Origin of the sequence: Brevundimonas sp. NIBR10, from assembly GCF_027912515.1 — a bacterium.
Taxonomy (GTDB): domain Bacteria; phylum Pseudomonadota; class Alphaproteobacteria; order Caulobacterales; family Caulobacteraceae; genus Brevundimonas.
The window spans coordinates 3,924,769-3,938,768 of record NZ_CP115464.1 but is presented as its reverse complement, the minus strand read 5'-3'; the positions used below and the strand labels follow the sequence as shown (position 1 = coordinate 3,938,768).

Here is a 14,000-nt window from a genome sequence, read left to right as displayed (position 1 = left end):
GCCCGCACTACCTTATGGGCTGGAACCCCGCCCCATGTCTGACAGCCAACGCTTTCCCGTCGCCGCCCACGCCCTGGCCTATCTGGCCCACAGGGACGCGTACGACCCCTCGCGCGCGGCGGCCAGCGCCGTGCTGGCGGCCTCGATCCCGACCAATCCGGTGGTGATCCGGCGCGTGACCGCCCTGCTGGCCAAGGCCGGGCTGATCGCGACACGGCCGGGTGCATCGGGCGGGTCCTGGTTGCTGAAGCGGCCTGAGGACATCCGGCTGGACGCGGTGCTACGGGCCGTCAACGGCTGCGCCCACCTGGGTTCGCCGCCGCAAGGGGCCAAGGGGTGCCCGATCTCGGAGCATATCCCCCGCCAGGTCGCCAAGGCCCTGACCGCCGCCGACACCGCCGCCCACGAAGCCCTGTCCCACATCACCATCGCCGACCTTCTGGCCGAGAACGCGCCCTCGCTCGCGGCCCATGCGCCCCACGCCAGCTGCCCCGTCGCCGCCTGAGATGATCGGCCAGCGGCCCGGTGGCGGGCGTACCGTCCTAGTCACGGGTGCTTCTGCAGGCATTGGAGCCGCACTCGCCTGGACCTTCGTCAAGTATGGTTGGGACGCGGTACTCACGGCTCGACGTGAGCCCGAACTGGCGCTTCTCGCTGACCAACTCTCAGAAATCTACGATGCCCGAGTGACCGTGTTGCCTTGCGATCTGGCAGCACCCGGTGCTGCGACCGCGTTGGTCGACCAGATCGGTGCGCTTGGGATTCAGATCGACGCCCTGGTCAACAACGCCGGCTTCTCGCGCACCACGGGGTTTCTGGCCACCGATCCGGCGGATCATGCGGCCATGGTGAAGGTCATGCTGAGCGCGCCGATCGAACTGTCGCGGCTGCTGATCCCCGGCATGGTGGATCGCGGGTTCGGGCGGGTGCTGAACGTCGCGTCCCTGGCCGGGTTGATGCCGGCGACCGGGGGCGACACCCTGTACGGGCCGATCAAGGGGTTCCTGATCAAGGCCTCGGCCGGGCTGCATCTGGAGCTGGAGGGGACGGGCGTTCACGTCACCGCCCTGTGCCCCGGCTACACCTTGACGGAGTTCCACGACGTGAACGGATCGCGCGAGGAGGTGTCCTCGGCCTATCCGGCCTGGATGTGGCAGACGGCGAACCAGGTGGCGCGGGTCGGATATGCCGCCGTCGAGGCCAACCGCGCGCGGGTCGTGCCGGGCTGGCGCAACACCCTGTTGGCCGCCATTCCCAAACTGTTGCCCGACGCCCTGGCGCTGAAGATCATCGGCGGCCATGCCCGGCGGCTGAAGCGGATCTGACCTACCAGCGCCAGACCCAGCGGCCGATCCCAGTCCCGACCGCGACCGGGATGGCCATGCCCAATGTGTACCAGACGGCGACGAAGGCGGCGGTGTGCTCGGGGCAGTGCAGACCGTAGAGGGTCGCGGCCAGTCCACCGATCATCAACCCCACCGCCGCTCCGGCCAGGGCGGGACGTAGCGGCGCGAAACCGCGAACCGCGAACAGGATCAGGGGCGCGGCCAGCAGGCTGAGGCCGGCGATATTGGTGGGGCAGACCCTGGCCGACTGACCCATCAAGGCCTCCATCCGTGTCGCGTCAGGGGTCAGCATCAGGCTGACGGTGCCCCACACGACCGCAATCACGACCACGGCCCCGAAGACGGCCAGAGGCGTGCGGAGACCGGCGCCCGGCCGCCCGGCACGGTCCAGCAGCCAGAAGCCGGCACCCGCCAGCGCCGCCGTATAGGCCGCCTTGGCCCAGAAGGTCGGACCGCCCATCGCGATCATCAGGTCCGGTCTCAGGCCCAGCGTCAGGATGACGCCCGCAAGGACCAGCAGGGCCGCGGGGATCAGGGCCAGGCCCGCGCGACGGCGCAGGGCCACTGCGCCGGTCGGGGTGGTGTCGGCGGCCAGGGCCGCGATCAGGTCATCCGTTTTCATCGTCGACCCTCCCGGGCGCTGTATCGGTGCCGGCGAACCGGGCGTTGAGCAGCTTGAGGCTGCGGTGGATGCTGACCTTGGCGGCGGTCAGGGAATAGCCGTGGCGTTCGGCCGCCTCCGCGACGCTGAGGCCGGACAGGCGAACGTCCTCGATCAGGCGGCGTTGTCGGGTCGGCAGGGCCGACAGGCAACGCCCCAGGTCGGCCCGGGTGGCGCCGTCCTCGACCGTATGGTCGGCCCACAGGGATTCCGCCGCCTCGATGGGGCGGGTCGGGCGTCGGCGTCGGCTGCGCAGATGGTCGATCAGCTTGTGACGGGCGATGGCCCAGGCCCAGCCGGTGAAGGGCCGCGCCGGATCCCAGGTCGCCCGCTTGGCGTGGATGGCGATCAGGGTCTCCTGCACCAGGTCCTCCGCATCGGCCCCGCCGTCGAACAGCTGACGGCCGAACCAGGACCTCAGGTGCGCCCCGAGATCGGTCAGCAGCACGCGCCAGGCCGCTGCGTCGCCGTCGAGACCGCGCAGCATCAGAGCCTTGAAATGCGCTTCCCGGTCGATCACGGCCGCTCCCGGCCGTCATCGCGACCCGCGCCCAGTCTGGCACGCGGGCGGGCCTCGGGCCTGCGGAAAATGCGGTCGGGGATCACGCGGCGGCGATGCGGGCGACGGCGGGAAGACCGTCGCCCTTCGTCGGATCAGTGCGGCGCGCTCATCTTGTCGGCAGCGGGCGCCATGGCGTCGGCGGCCGGGGCCATCTTGTCGGCCGGAGCCATCTTGTCCGCGGGGGCCATGGCGTCTCCTGCGGGAGCCATGGCGCTGTCGGACGGTGCCATCGCGCCGCTGGCGGGAGCCATTGCGCCATCGGCCGTAGCCATGGCGCTGTCGGCGGGAGCCATGGCATCGGCCTTGGTATCGGGCGCGGGCTGGCAGGCGGCGGCGAACAGTGAAAGGGCGGCGACGGCGGACGCGGCGAGGATGTTGCGGATCATGGTGGAAACCCTTGGGATCAAGCCGGGGGTCTGTCCCCCCTGAACCCGATTACGCCGGGGGCTCGACGAAGGTTACAGGGACGGTGGCGTCAGGCGACCATGACGGTCCCGAGCAGGAGCACGGCGCCGCGTTTCCTCAGGGTGCGAAAGGTGGCCACCTGGAGGGCACGGTGCAGGCGGTCGACATCGGGCACGGCGCCGGGCAACAGGCCAGCCGCGAACCCCTGGACCACGGTGTTGAAGGCCGCGCGCAGGCGCGGGCCTTCCAGGGTCGCCTCGGCGTTGAGCTCGGGGTCGGGAACGTCCAGACCGGTCTCGACCGTCAGGACGCCCCGACGGCCGTCGGGCCGGATGATGGTCGAGGTGATGGTGCCGAAACGGATGTAGCCACCGGCGGACTTGCCACCGCCGCTGCTGCCGCTGGCCTGGGCGGGCGCGACGGCAGCGGCCGCGAGAACGGCACCGGCGAGCGGGGCGAGGGAGAAGAGCTGACGACGATCCATGCCGTCACCCTAGCGGCCACGCTTTAAGGTCGGGTTACGCCCGGGCCACCGGCTCCATCGCCTTCAGGTCCAGCAGGGCGAACAGGCGGGCGTCCTCGTCCTGTTCGGGGTTGGGCGTGGTCAGCAGCTTGCCGCCGACGAAGATGGAGTTGGCACCGGCCAGGAAACAGAGCGCCTGCATCTCGGGGCTCATGGTCTCGCGTCCGGCCGAAAGACGGACCATGGCGCGCGGACAGACCAGGCGGGCGACGGCGACGGTGCGGACGAACTCGATGGGGTCGATCTCGCCGGTCTGAAGCACCCGTTCGCCCAGAGGCGTGCCGGTGACGGGGACCAGGGCGTTGACCGGCAAACTGTCGGGATGCTCGGGCAGGGTGGCCAGGGCATGCAGCAGCGAGGCCCGGTCACGGCGGCTCTCGCCCATGCCGACGATCCCGCCGCAGCAGGTGCTCATGCCGACGTCGCGGACATGTTGCAGGGTGTCGAGCCGGTCCTGATAGGTCCGCGTCGTGACCACCTGGGCGTAGTATTCCGGGCCGGTGTCGAGGTTGTGATTATAGTAGTCGAGACCGGCGTCCTTGAGCTGCCGGGCCTGATCGGCGGTCAGCATCCCCAGCGTGGCGCAGGTCTCGAGCCCCAGGGCCTTCACGCCCGCGATCATGGTCGCCAGTTTCGGCGTGTCGCGATCCTTGAGCTCGCGCCAGGCGGCCCCCATGCAGAAGCGCGAGGCCCCACCCGCCTTGGCCGCCATGGCCTCGGCGATGACGGACGTGGTATCCATCAGCTTTTCGGCCTTCAGCCCGGTGTCGAAACTGGCGGACTGACTGCAATAGCCGCAGTTCTCGGCACAGCCCCCGGTCTTGATCGACAGCAGCTGGGACTTCTGGACCTGCGACGGATCGAACCAGCGCCGGTGGACCGTCGCGGCGTCGAACACCAGCTCCATGAACGGCCGCGCGAACAGGGCCTCGACCTGATCCAGCGTCCAGTCGTGGCGCGGCTGGGCCGGGTCGGCGAAGGCGGAACGGATGGGTGATGCGTCATCGGCCATGGCGACGATCTACTCGCGGGTAGGGCCCGCGCCAAGCCCCTCGTCCTTGAACACCTCGCCGCCCTTCATCACGAAATCGACCGACTTCAGGGTGGTCACGTCGGTCAGAGGGTCGCCCGCGACGGCGATCAGGTCGGCCTGTTTGCCGGGCTCCAGGCTGCCGACCAGTGCGGACAGGCCCAGGAGGTCTGCGGCGTTGACGGTGGCCGCCTCGATGGCAGTCGCGGGCGTCATGCCGTTGGCCACCATCAGCTCGAACTCGTCGGCGTTGCGACCGTGTTTGGAAACACCGGCGTCGGTGCCGAAGGCGATCCTGACGCCTGCCGGGACGGCGCGTTGCAGCGACTGGCCGGTAATGGAGATGCGCCACATGATCTTGGGCAGGACCTCGGGCGGATAGGCGTCGGGGTTGGCGGCCAGGCGCTCGCGGTAGCCGTTCACCGTCGACAGGGTTGGGACATAATAAGCACCCGAACTGCGGAACAGGCCGATGGTATCGTCGTCGAAGATGGTGCCGTGCTCGATCGAGTCGGCACCCAGTCGCAGGGCCAGGGCGATGCCGTCGGCCCCGTGGGCGTGAACGGCGACCTTCTTGCCGTACAGATGGGCGGTGTCGATCAGGGCTCGGGCCTCGTCCTCGAACATCTGGGCACCCAGGCCGGCGCCGATCCGGCTGTTGACGCCGCCGGTGGTGGCGATCTTGATGACATCCACGCCTCGACTGATCTGGAGCCGCACGGCCTCGCGGCAGGAGCCGATGTCGTCGCAGACGTTGTCGTGGGCGGTGTGTTCGCGAATCTCGTCGTTCAGCCCGTTGCGGCCGTCCATGTGACCCGAGGTGGTCGAAATCGAGGTTCCGGCGTCGAGGATGCGTGGCCCCGGGACGGCTCCGCGCGCCACGGCGTCCCGGAGCGCCAGGGTGACGCCTCCGGTATCGCCCAGGTTACGCACGGTGGTAAATCCGGCCATCAGGGTCTTTCTGGCGTTCTCGGCCGCTTCATAGGCGCGGGCGGGCAGGCTGTCGGTGAACTCGGACAACAGGCCCTCCTGACCCGCTCGGTCGGAGACCAGATGCACATGGCTGTCGATCAGGCCCGGCAGGACGAAGTGGTCCTGAAGGTCGATCACCCGCGCGCCGGCAAAGGCCTCGGTGCCGACGAAACCGTCGCGCAGTTCGACGACGACCCCTTCGCGGATCACGATCGTTGACGGTCCACGCGGTGCCTGTCCGGGGCGGTCCAGCAGGCGTCCGGCCTGGACGAGGACGGTCCCCGATCCAGCGACCTGCGCCCATGCAGGGGCTGTCACGGCCAGAGACGCGGCCAGTGCCGCCGCGAGAACCCGGATCTTCATGCGCATGCCCCCTGTAGAGGCGGTGAGATTAGCCATGGTGCGGACGCGACCGCCAGTCCGGATCACATAAGGATATCCTTATATGTTTCTTGCCCTGAGGCTTCGGGCGGTCTATAGGCGCGGCAACCGACAATCCGCGATCCGGCCCTGCGCCGACGCTTGAGGAGCGCCCACCATGGTCGACTACATCGTTCGCGACATCTCGCTTGCCCCGTTCGGCAACAAGGAAATCGCCATCGCCGAAACCGAGATGCCGGGCCTGATGGCTCTGCGCGAGGAGTTCGGTCCGTCGCAGATCCTGAAGGGCGCCCGCATCGCCGGCTCGCTGCACATGACGATCCAGACCGCCGTGCTGATCCAGACGCTGGAAGCCCTGGGTGCCGACGTCCGCTGGGCCTCGTGCAACATCTTCTCGACCCAGGACCACGCCGCTGCCGCCATCGCCGCCAACGGCACGCCGGTGTTCGCCACCAAGGGCGAGACGCTGGAAGAATACTGGGACTATGCCCACAAGATCTTTGAATGGGCCGACGGCGGCTATCCGAACCTGATCCTGGACGACGGCGGCGACGCCACCCTGCTGTGCGTGCTGGGCCCCAAGGCCGAGAAGGACCTGTCGGTCATCTCGAACCCGCAGAACGAGGAAGAGGAAGCCCTCTTCAAGGTCATGAAGCGCTACATCGCCGAGAAGCCCGGATTCTACTCGGCGATCCGCGACGCCATCGGCGGCGTGTCGGAAGAAACCACCACCGGCGTCCACCGCCTGTACGAAATGGCCAAGAAGGGCGACCTGCCGTTCCCCGCCATCAACGTCAACGACAGCGTCACCAAGTCCAAGTTCGACAACCTGTACGGCTGCCGTGAATCGCTGGTCGACGCGATCCGTCGCGGCACCGACGTCATGCTGTCGGGCAAGGTCGCCGTGGTCTGCGGCTACGGCGACGTGGGCAAGGGCTCGGCCGCCTCGCTGCGCCAGGGCGGCGCCCGCGTGAAGGTCACCGAGATCGACCCCATCTGCGCCCTGCAGGCCGCGATGGAAGGCTATGAGGTCGTCACCGTCGAGGACGTGGCCCACGAGGCCGACATCTTCGTCACCGCCACGGGCAACCTCGACGTCCTGACCGTCGAGCATATGCGCGCGATGAAGAACAACGCCATCGTCTGCAACATCGGCCACTTCGACTCGGAGATTCAGGTCGCCGGCCTGAAGAACTTCAAGTGGGACGAAATCAAGCCGCAGGTCCACCACGTCGAGTTCCCGGACGGCAAGAAGATCATCCTGCTGTCGGAAGGCCGCCTGGTGAACCTGGGCAACGCCACGGGTCACCCCTCGTTCGTGATGTCGGCGTCCTTCACCAACCAGACCCTGGCCCAGATCGAACTGTGGACCAACATCAAGGCCTACGAGAACCAGGTCTACACCCTGCCCAAGCACCTCGACGAGAAGGTCGCCATGCTCCACCTGGCCAAGCTGGGCGCCAAGCTGACCGTGCTCAACAAGGAACAGGCCGCCTACATCGGCGTCCCGACCGAGGGCCCGTTCAAGCCGGAAGCCTATCGGTACTAGGATAGCATCACCTCTCCGCCGGCGAAGGCCGGTGGGGAGGACAGATCGGCGGCTTCGCCGATCAGGAGGGGGCGACCCGGTGAAAGCCGGGAGCCCCTTTTTCATGTCTGATCGTTGACAGCGTGTCGCCCCCGCCTTGCACCGCAACAGCACCGCCGTTCCTCCCCATCGCCCTCCGGCAATGGTGAGGTGAGAGGGTCACGCCGCCAGCGAGAACGACCCCGTCGGCGCGTCGTCCCGGCCGGTCAGGCTGACCTCGAAATCGGCGAGCATGTCGAGCAGTTCGTCGGGGGTCGGGACGGGCTTGCCTGGGGCGGTGCGATATTTCCAGAAGCTGACGATGTGCTGGATCGCGCCCAGCCGCTCGCCCAGCTTGGCGAACAGGTGCGGGGCGTCGCGCAGGAAGTCGCGGAAGGCGGTCGGACGACCCTCCTGGGTCAGTCCCCGGAAGGCGTCGTCATAGACCCGCAGCATGTTGGCGGTGCTGTCGCAGGTGTCGATGATGCGGCGGCGGATGGTCTCGCGGCTGCGCGCCAGGGCGACATATTGCTGGGTGGTCGGCCGCCCGCGCGGCTTGGTCACCCGCACGGCCTCCATGACGTCGCCGATCTCGCCGACCACATCGCGCAGCACCCATTTGTAGTAGAGGAAGCCCTTCCAGCAGAAGACGCCCTCTTCATACTCCTCGGGGGCGAGACGCAGGGTCAGGCCCAGGGCGCTCAGGTCCTCGCCGGCCGAGCTCGACAGGATCTTGTCGGTCAATCTGGCGACCGGATTGTCCGCGGTCAGATCCCAGTCCGGACCCAGGCTGAGGTCGACCAGGGGCGCGATCTCTTCGGCGACGAAGGCGATCATGGCACCGAGGTCGGCCTCGGACAGGTTGAAATAGCAGGGGGCCGGGGTCACGCCGTTGCGGCGCAACTGCTCGCGCAACAGGAAGGGGTCAAGGCCCGGCAGGCCGTCCATGACGCGCAGGGTCTGGATGTCGGGATGGTCGGGCTGCAGGCCGAAAGCCTGGGTCATGGTGGTCTCGAAGCCGGCCTCGCCCACGAACAGATACCGCCCCCCGGCTCGCAGGTCGCCCGCGTCGATCGGCAGGATGATCTTGGTGGCGACATAGCGGCGGAAGCGGAAGCGATCGATCTCGTCACGCCTCAGCCGGTGCTTCACGATCATCGAGCGGTTCAGCATGGGATTGCGGAACATCGGCTGGTCGCGCCAGGCCTCGGTGTCCCCGTGCTCGCGATGCACGCGCGACAGATTGAGCACCCGGGCGGTGGAGGCCGATCCCCGAAGGTTGGCCAGGCTGCGGATGGTGCGATCGGTCATGAGGCGTCCGGGGAAGGAAGCGCCACCATAGCGGGAGAGCGTTGATCAATCGGCGTTAAACAGGGTTAGCGAGGGGTTAGGGCCTTGCCTCGCCAGGTCTCGGCTTGTCATGAAGGGAGACAGGTGGGGAGGTCGTGATGCCGGATCAGAGGTTGGAAACCGTGGCGCGACCCGAGGTCGATATCCTGGCCTTCTCGGACGATCTGGCCGGCGCTTTTCACGACATCAACGCCCAGTGGATCCAGACCATGTTCACCCTGGAGCCCACCGATCGGGAGGTTCTGGAGAACCCGCGCGCCCGGATCGTGGAGCCGGGTGGCGACATCCTGTTCGCCCGGGTCCCGGGCCTCGGCGTGGTCGGGACCTGCGCGCTCCAGAAAACCGGCGCGGATCGCTACGAACTTACCAAGATGGGGGTGCTGGATTCCGCGCGCGGCCTGAAGATCGGCGAGACCCTGTTGCAGGCGGCGATCGCGCGGGCGCGCGAGATGGGGGCGACGAGCCTGTACCTGCTGACCAACAGCCGATGCGCCGCCGCCATTCATCTGTACGAGAAGAACGGCTTTGCCCACGACGCGGACATCAAGGCCGAGTTCGGATGCCGCTACGCCCGGTGCGACGTTGCCATGCGCTACTGCGGCGATTGAGCCTCCGGTCGGTGGTGTGAATCCGTTCACGGCCGGGACGATCCTGGGGTAGACTGGCCGGATGGAAAACGTCTTCACCATCCTGATCCTGCTGGCCGTGGCGGCGGTGTCGGTCACGCTCGGCTTCGGCATCTACTCCCTGTATCGCGGCGGCGACTATGCGCGGTCCAACTCCAACAAGCTTATGCGGCTTAGGGTCGTGCTCCAGGCGACGGCGATCGTGCTGCTGATGCTGGGGTTGTGGTGGAAGGCGACGCACGGGTCGTGACGGGTCGATTCCGATGGTGGTGCTGAACAAGATCTATACCCGCACGGGCGACGCGGGCGACACCGGGCTGGCATCCGGCGCACGGGTGTCCAAGAGCGATCCCCGGGTCGAGGCCTATGGCACCGTGGACGAACTGAACGCCGTCATCGGCATCGCCCGGCTGCATGCAGGCCAGAACGACCGCATCGACGCCATGCTGGGCAGGATCCAGAACGAACTGTTCGACCTCGGCGCCGACCTGGCCACGCCGCTGGACCCGCCGCCCGCCTGGGAGGCGTTGCGCATCCTCGACAGCCAGGTCGAGCGGCTGGAGGCCGAGATCGACTGGATGAACGAGAGCCTAAGCGCGCTCGACAGCTTCATCCTGCCCGGCGGATCGCCCCTGGCGGCGCATCTGCATCTGGCGCGGACGGTCGCGCGGCGCGCCGAGCGGGACGCCATCCGTCTGGTCGAGACCGGAGCGACGGTCACTCCGGCGGCCCTGCGCTATCTGAACCGGCTGTCGGATCATCTGTTCGTCGCCGCCCGCCGGGCCAACGCCAACGGGGCCGATGACGTGAAATGGGTTCCCGGCGGTACGCGCTGAGCCGGCTTGGCAGGATGATCTCGGCAGCGTAGCTTCGGCGCATCGGGCTCATGCGGACGCCCGATCAGACGGCCTTCCTGTCCAAGCTCCGCTCCTTTTCCCACGCCGATGGCGTGGGTCGGAGCATGACCTGTGACGACGCCTGACCTGACGATACCCGAGCCTGAACCCACCCCGCCCACCCTGACCTATCCGGCGCTGTTCCTGCGCTTCCTGCGCTTCGGTGCCATGGCCTTCGGCGGCCCCGTCGCCCAGATCGCCATGATCCGCAAGGAACTGGTCGATCAGGAGCGCGGGATATCCAGCGGCCACTTCAACCGCCTGCTGGCGGTGCTTCAGGTCCTGCCGGGGCCGGAGGCGCACGAGCTGTGCGTCCATCTGGGGATGCGGGCACGCGGTCGGATCGGCGGACTGCTGGCCGGGCTCGGCTTCATGCTGCCCGGGTTCCTGATCATGCTGGGGATCGGCTGGGCCTATGTGTCGCTGGCCCCGGCCATGAGCGTGCTGGCCGGAGCCTTCCTGGGCGTCCAGTCGGCGGTGGTGGCGGTCATCATGCGGGCCGTACACAAGATCGGCGGCCATATCCTGGAGGACCGCTGGCTATGGGGCATCGCAGGTGCAGGCCTGATCGCGACGCTCGTCGGGGTCGGGTTCTGGATCGTGCTGCTGGCAGGAGGTGTGGCCTATGCGCTCGTCAAGGGCGGGCAGCCGTTGCTGGCCACAGCAGTGGTCGCGGCCGCCGCCGTCGTGGCGGTGCTGCTTCATCGTGTCGCGCCCGTAGTCGAGCCGGGTGTCGCGATCGGTACCTCCGCCGGAACCCTGGCCATGTTCTGGACCGGACTGAAGGCGGGGCTGTTGACCTTCGGTGGGGCCTATACGGCCATCCCCTATGTGCGGGCCGATACGGTGGGGCGAGGGCTGATCGGGGACGGGACGTTTCTGGACGGAGTGGCCTTCGCCGGGGTCATTCCGGCACCGCTGGTAATCTTCTGCACCTTCGTCGGCTTCGTGGTCGGCGGCTGGGCGGGAGCGCTTGCCATGACGGCGGGGGTCTTCCTGCCGGCCTTCGCCTTTTCGATGATCTTCTATGAGCGGCTGGAAGCTGTGGTCGCCGACGAGCGGCTGCACCGACTGCTGGCCGGGGTCGCGGCGGCGGTGGTCGGGATCATCGCGGCGACCAGCCTGCAACTGGGATGGGCGACCCTGGAACGCGTGCCGTCGATCCCGGTGGCCGTCGCGATCTTCGTCCTGGCCTTCGCCGCCGTCTGGTTCTGGAAGAGCCGCTATGCGATCGCGGTCATCCTTGCGGGGGCGGCGCTGGCAGGCTGGCTGCTGTTCCGCTGAGCGCGGTTCAGTCCCGCTTGCCCTTGAACGAGGCGACCAGCGCCATGGCGTGGCCGTGACCCAGGTCGAAGTCGGTCTTCAGCCAGTCCACGATCTGACCGGCCTTCACGCCCGGTGCCAGGTCGCCGTCCGCGACGAAGCCTTTCCGGGTGGCCAGGGCGGCGAAGTCGTCGGCGGTCTTGCCGGTCTTGGCCTGGATGTTGTCGAGATAGGCCTGGAACGACATCAGAAGCCGCTGTTCTTTTCCACCAGGGCGCGGTCGCGGTCGGTCTGAGCCTGGCGCGCGGCCTTCTCGGCGGCGAGGCGGTGTTCGATCTCGACCAGTTCGCGGGCCTGTTCCCTCGACCATTCGTCGCGAGAGACCCCGGCGGGACGGCCCGTCAGGTCCGGCAGATAGAGCGGTGTTTCGCAGGTCCGGCCCTCTTCGTACCACCACCGCCCGCTGGCCTCGCATTTCTCCTGCGGGTCAAGGAACAGCCGCTGGTAGCCGAACACCCCGACCAGCGTCAGGGCGAACAGGCCGGCGAACAGTATGCCCAGGCGTTTCGTGGTCAGGAAGCGGGTCATGGGGTCTCGTTGAACACTACGGGTGCGATGGATGGTCTAGTTCACGTTGCGTTACGTTGACAGGCCGGGCGGCGCGTTCCATTCCCTGCGCCAACTACCTGGCCCCAATTCTTGACCACAGTGTGGATAGCGCAATGAAGGTACTCGTCCCCGTCAAACGGGTCATCGACTACAACGTCAAGGCCCGCGTCAAGGCGGACCAGACCGGCGTCGATCTGGCCAACGTCAAGATGAGCATGAACCCCTTCGACGAAATCGCCGTCGAGGAGGCCGTGCGCCTGAAGGAGGGCAAGGAGCATCATGCGGCCGGCACGATCAGCGAGATCGTCGTGGTGTCCATCGGCGTCCAGCAGGCGCAGGAAACGATCCGCACGGCCCTGGCCATGGGCGCCGATCGCGGCATCCTGATCCAGTCCGACGCCGATCTGGAGCCCCTGGCCGTCGCCAAGCTGCTCAAGGCCGTGGTCGATGAGGAAAAGCCGGACCTGGTCCTGATGGGCAAGCAGTCGATCGACGGCGACAACAATGCGGTCGGCCAGATGCTGGCGGCTCTGCTCGACTGGCCCCAGGCCACCTTCGCTTCGAAGATCGAGATCGCCGACGGCAAGGCGACCGTGACGCGTGAAGTCGACGGCGGTCTCCAGACCCTGGCGGCGACCCTGCCGGCCGTGGTGACCGTGGACCTGCGCCTCAACACCCCGCGCTACGCCAGCCTGCCCAACATCATGAAGGCCAAGAAGAAGGAGATCGCCATGAAGGCGGTCGCCGACTACGGCGTCGATACCGCGCCGCGCCTGACGGTAGTCAAGGTGACCGCGCCCGCGACCCGTTCCGCCGGGATCAAGGTGGCCGACGCCGCCGAACTGGTGTCCAAGCTCAAGACCGCAGGAGCCCTGTAAGATGGCCGTTCTCGTCATCGCCGACCACGACGGTTCGGCTGTCCGCGACACCACCCACAAGACCGTGACCGCCGCCCTGGCCCTCGGCGGTGACGTCGATGTCCTGGTCGTCGGCTCCGGCGCTAAGGCCGCTGCGGATTCGGCCGCGAAGATAGCCGGTGTCCGCAAGGTCCTGCTGGCCGAAAGCGCCGGCCTGGGTCACCAACTGGCCGAGGATGTCGAGAAGACCGTCCTGGGTCTGGCCGGCGGCTATGACGCCATCCTGTCCCCCGCGACCAATGACGGCAAGAATTTCATGCCTCGCCTGGCCGCCAAGCTGGATGTCGCGCCGATCTCTGACATCGTCGAGGTGATCTCGGCCGATACCTTCGTGCGTCCGATCTATGCGGGCAACGCGCTGGAGACCATCCAGTCGTCGGACGCCAAGAAGGTCATCACCGTCCGCCCGACCAACTTCGCTCCCGCGGCCGAAGGCGGCTCGGCTCCGGTCGAGACCGTCGCCGGCGCCGAAGCCGGCAAGGCGACCTTCGTCGGCGAGGAACTGGTCAAGTCGGATCGCCCTGAACTGGGCGCCGCCAAGATCATCGTCTCGGGCGGTCGCGCCCTGGGCTCGGCCGAGGAATTCCACGCCGTGATCGAGCCCCTGGCCGACAAGCTGGGCGCCGCCGTGGGGGCCAGCCGCGCGGCCGTGGACGCCGGCTATGCCCCCAACGACTATCAGGTCGGCCAGACCGGCAAGGTGGTGGCTCCGGCCCTCTACATCGCCGTCGGTATCTCGGGCGCCATCCAGCACCTGGCCGGGATGAAGGACTCCAAGATCATCGTCGCCATCAACAAGGACGCCGACGCCCCGATCTTCCAGGTCGCCGACTTCGGCATCGTCGGCGACTACAAGACGGTCGTTCCGGAGCTGATGACCGCTCTGGGCTGA

The 14,000-nt window shown here is 67.8% G+C and carries 18 protein-coding genes; 9 read left to right on the top strand and 9 right to left on the bottom strand.

Annotated features, from left to right (window positions below; all coding sequences use genetic code 11):
- The first annotated feature begins 34 nt into the window (after positions 1-34).
- The gene (locus O5K39_RS19205) at positions 35-505 is read left to right on the top strand and encodes an Rrf2 family transcriptional regulator (RefSeq protein WP_271145193.1); all 471 of its coding nucleotides are present in this window, start codon (positions 35-37) and stop codon (positions 503-505) included.
- A gap of 1 nt (position 506) precedes the next feature.
- Positions 507-1,325 (top strand): SDR family oxidoreductase, encoded by an 819-nt coding sequence (locus O5K39_RS19200; RefSeq protein WP_271147198.1) that lies wholly within the window; start codon positions 507-509, stop codon positions 1,323-1,325.
- Between the two features lies 1 nt (position 1,326).
- Here the strand turns inward: O5K39_RS19200 and O5K39_RS19195 are convergent, their stop codons facing one another.
- From O5K39_RS19195 to O5K39_RS19170, 6 genes are all read right to left on the bottom strand, one after another.
- Positions 1,327-1,968: a DUF1109 domain-containing protein gene (locus O5K39_RS19195; protein WP_271145192.1), complete on the bottom strand. Its 642-nt coding sequence runs from the start codon at positions 1,966-1,968 to the stop codon at positions 1,327-1,329.
- Positions 1,955-2,527, bottom strand: a complete 573-nt coding sequence (locus O5K39_RS19190; RefSeq protein WP_271145191.1) for a sigma-70 family RNA polymerase sigma factor — start codon at positions 2,525-2,527, stop codon at positions 1,955-1,957. The genes O5K39_RS19195 and O5K39_RS19190 overlap by 14 nt, the downstream gene beginning before the upstream one ends.
- A gap of 134 nt (positions 2,528-2,661) precedes the next feature.
- The gene (locus tag O5K39_RS19185; RefSeq protein ID WP_271145190.1) at positions 2,662-2,955 is read right to left on the bottom strand and encodes a hypothetical protein; all 294 of its coding nucleotides are present in this window, start codon (positions 2,953-2,955) and stop codon (positions 2,662-2,664) included.
- 89 nt (positions 2,956-3,044) lie between these two features.
- Positions 3,045-3,458 (bottom strand): Tat pathway signal protein, encoded by a 414-nt coding sequence (locus O5K39_RS19180; RefSeq protein WP_271145189.1) that lies wholly within the window; start codon positions 3,456-3,458, stop codon positions 3,045-3,047.
- A gap of 34 nt (positions 3,459-3,492) precedes the next feature.
- The gene (gene bioB / locus O5K39_RS19175) at positions 3,493-4,509 is read right to left on the bottom strand and encodes a biotin synthase BioB (RefSeq protein ID WP_271145188.1); all 1,017 of its coding nucleotides are present in this window, start codon (positions 4,507-4,509) and stop codon (positions 3,493-3,495) included.
- 9 nt (positions 4,510-4,518) lie between these two features.
- A complete protein-coding gene (locus tag O5K39_RS19170) occupies positions 4,519-5,862 on the bottom strand; it encodes an amidohydrolase family protein (protein WP_271145187.1) in 1,344 nt (447 codons plus the stop codon).
- Positions 5,863-6,037: 175 nt separating this feature from the next.
- Here O5K39_RS19170 and ahcY point away from each other — a divergent pair, with 175 nt between their 5' ends.
- Complete coding sequence (gene ahcY / locus O5K39_RS19165) at positions 6,038-7,429, top strand: adenosylhomocysteinase (protein WP_271145186.1); 1,392 nt, start codon at positions 6,038-6,040, stop codon at positions 7,427-7,429.
- 198 nt (positions 7,430-7,627) lie between these two features.
- Here the strand turns inward: ahcY and O5K39_RS19160 are convergent, their stop codons facing one another.
- The gene (locus O5K39_RS19160; RefSeq protein ID WP_271145185.1) at positions 7,628-8,758 is read right to left on the bottom strand and encodes a hypothetical protein; all 1,131 of its coding nucleotides are present in this window, start codon (positions 8,756-8,758) and stop codon (positions 7,628-7,630) included.
- 137 nt (positions 8,759-8,895) lie between these two features.
- On the opposite strand from O5K39_RS19160, the gene O5K39_RS19155 reads away from it, so the two are divergent.
- The 4 genes from O5K39_RS19155 (at position 8,896) to chrA (ending at position 11,603) form a co-directional block, all read left to right on the top strand.
- Entirely contained in the window at positions 8,896-9,405 is a 510-nt protein-coding gene (locus O5K39_RS19155) for a GNAT family N-acetyltransferase (protein WP_271145184.1), read from the top strand.
- 61 nt (positions 9,406-9,466) lie between these two features.
- Positions 9,467-9,673 (top strand): twin transmembrane helix small protein, encoded by a 207-nt coding sequence (locus O5K39_RS19150; protein ID WP_271145183.1) that lies wholly within the window; start codon positions 9,467-9,469, stop codon positions 9,671-9,673.
- Positions 9,674-9,686: 13 nt separating this feature from the next.
- The gene (locus O5K39_RS19145) at positions 9,687-10,259 is read left to right on the top strand and encodes a cob(I)yrinic acid a,c-diamide adenosyltransferase (protein WP_271145182.1); all 573 of its coding nucleotides are present in this window, start codon (positions 9,687-9,689) and stop codon (positions 10,257-10,259) included.
- A 132-nt stretch (positions 10,260-10,391) separates the two neighbouring features.
- Positions 10,392-11,603, top strand: coding sequence for a chromate efflux transporter (gene chrA / locus O5K39_RS19140; protein ID WP_271145181.1), 1,212 nt, complete (start codon positions 10,392-10,394; stop codon positions 11,601-11,603).
- Positions 11,604-11,610: 7 nt separating this feature from the next.
- On the opposite strand, the gene O5K39_RS19135 is transcribed toward chrA, so the two are convergent.
- Together O5K39_RS19135 and O5K39_RS19130 are read right to left on the bottom strand one after the other, a co-directional pair.
- A complete protein-coding gene (locus O5K39_RS19135; RefSeq protein WP_271145180.1) occupies positions 11,611-11,829 on the bottom strand; it encodes a DUF4287 domain-containing protein in 219 nt (72 codons plus the stop codon).
- Positions 11,829-12,170 (bottom strand): hypothetical protein, encoded by a 342-nt coding sequence (locus O5K39_RS19130; RefSeq protein ID WP_271145179.1) that lies wholly within the window; start codon positions 12,168-12,170, stop codon positions 11,829-11,831. The genes O5K39_RS19135 and O5K39_RS19130 overlap by 1 nt, the downstream gene beginning before the upstream one ends.
- A gap of 134 nt (positions 12,171-12,304) precedes the next feature.
- Between O5K39_RS19130 and O5K39_RS19125 the strand changes: the two genes are divergently transcribed.
- Together O5K39_RS19125 and O5K39_RS19120 are read left to right on the top strand one after the other, a co-directional pair.
- On the top strand, positions 12,305-13,069 hold the full coding sequence (locus O5K39_RS19125; protein ID WP_271145178.1) for an electron transfer flavoprotein subunit beta/FixA family protein: 765 nt from the start codon (positions 12,305-12,307) through the stop codon (positions 13,067-13,069).
- 1 nt (position 13,070) lies between these two features.
- On the top strand, positions 13,071-14,000 hold the full coding sequence (locus O5K39_RS19120) for an FAD-binding protein (RefSeq protein ID WP_271145177.1): 930 nt from the start codon (positions 13,071-13,073) through the stop codon (positions 13,998-14,000).

What these genes read in the sequence shown, in the direction of transcription:
- O5K39_RS19205 (WP_271145193.1), top strand. Translation starts at nt 35, where the DNA reads ATGTCTGACAGCCAACGCTTTCCCGTCGCCGCCCACGCCCTGGCCTAT.
- O5K39_RS19200 (WP_271147198.1), top strand. Translation starts at nt 507, where the DNA reads ATGATCGGCCAGCGGCCCGGTGGCGGGCGTACCGTCCTAGTCACGGGT.
- O5K39_RS19195 (WP_271145192.1), bottom strand. Translation starts at nt 1,968, where the DNA reads ATGAAAACGGATGACCTGATCGCGGCCCTGGCCGCCGACACCACCCCG.
- O5K39_RS19185 (WP_271145190.1), bottom strand. Translation starts at nt 2,955, where the DNA reads ATGATCCGCAACATCCTCGCCGCGTCCGCCGTCGCCGCCCTTTCACTG.
- O5K39_RS19180 (WP_271145189.1), bottom strand. Translation starts at nt 3,458, where the DNA reads ATGGATCGTCGTCAGCTCTTCTCCCTCGCCCCGCTCGCCGGTGCCGTT.
- bioB (WP_271145188.1), bottom strand. Translation starts at nt 4,509, where the DNA reads ATGGCCGATGACGCATCACCCATCCGTTCCGCCTTCGCCGACCCGGCC.
- O5K39_RS19170 (WP_271145187.1), bottom strand. Translation starts at nt 5,862, where the DNA reads ATGAAGATCCGGGTTCTCGCGGCGGCACTGGCCGCGTCTCTGGCCGTG.
- ahcY (WP_271145186.1), top strand. Translation starts at nt 6,038, where the DNA reads ATGGTCGACTACATCGTTCGCGACATCTCGCTTGCCCCGTTCGGCAAC.
- O5K39_RS19160 (WP_271145185.1), bottom strand. Translation starts at nt 8,758, where the DNA reads ATGACCGATCGCACCATCCGCAGCCTGGCCAACCTTCGGGGATCGGCC.
- O5K39_RS19155 (WP_271145184.1), top strand. Translation starts at nt 8,896, where the DNA reads ATGCCGGATCAGAGGTTGGAAACCGTGGCGCGACCCGAGGTCGATATC.
- O5K39_RS19150 (WP_271145183.1), top strand. Translation starts at nt 9,467, where the DNA reads ATGGAAAACGTCTTCACCATCCTGATCCTGCTGGCCGTGGCGGCGGTG.
- O5K39_RS19145 (WP_271145182.1), top strand. Translation starts at nt 9,687, where the DNA reads ATGGTGGTGCTGAACAAGATCTATACCCGCACGGGCGACGCGGGCGAC.
- O5K39_RS19135 (WP_271145180.1), bottom strand. Translation starts at nt 11,829, where the DNA reads ATGTCGTTCCAGGCCTATCTCGACAACATCCAGGCCAAGACCGGCAAG.
- O5K39_RS19130 (WP_271145179.1), bottom strand. Translation starts at nt 12,170, where the DNA reads ATGACCCGCTTCCTGACCACGAAACGCCTGGGCATACTGTTCGCCGGC.
- O5K39_RS19125 (WP_271145178.1), top strand. Translation starts at nt 12,305, where the DNA reads ATGAAGGTACTCGTCCCCGTCAAACGGGTCATCGACTACAACGTCAAG.
- O5K39_RS19120 (WP_271145177.1), top strand. Translation starts at nt 13,071, where the DNA reads ATGGCCGTTCTCGTCATCGCCGACCACGACGGTTCGGCTGTCCGCGAC.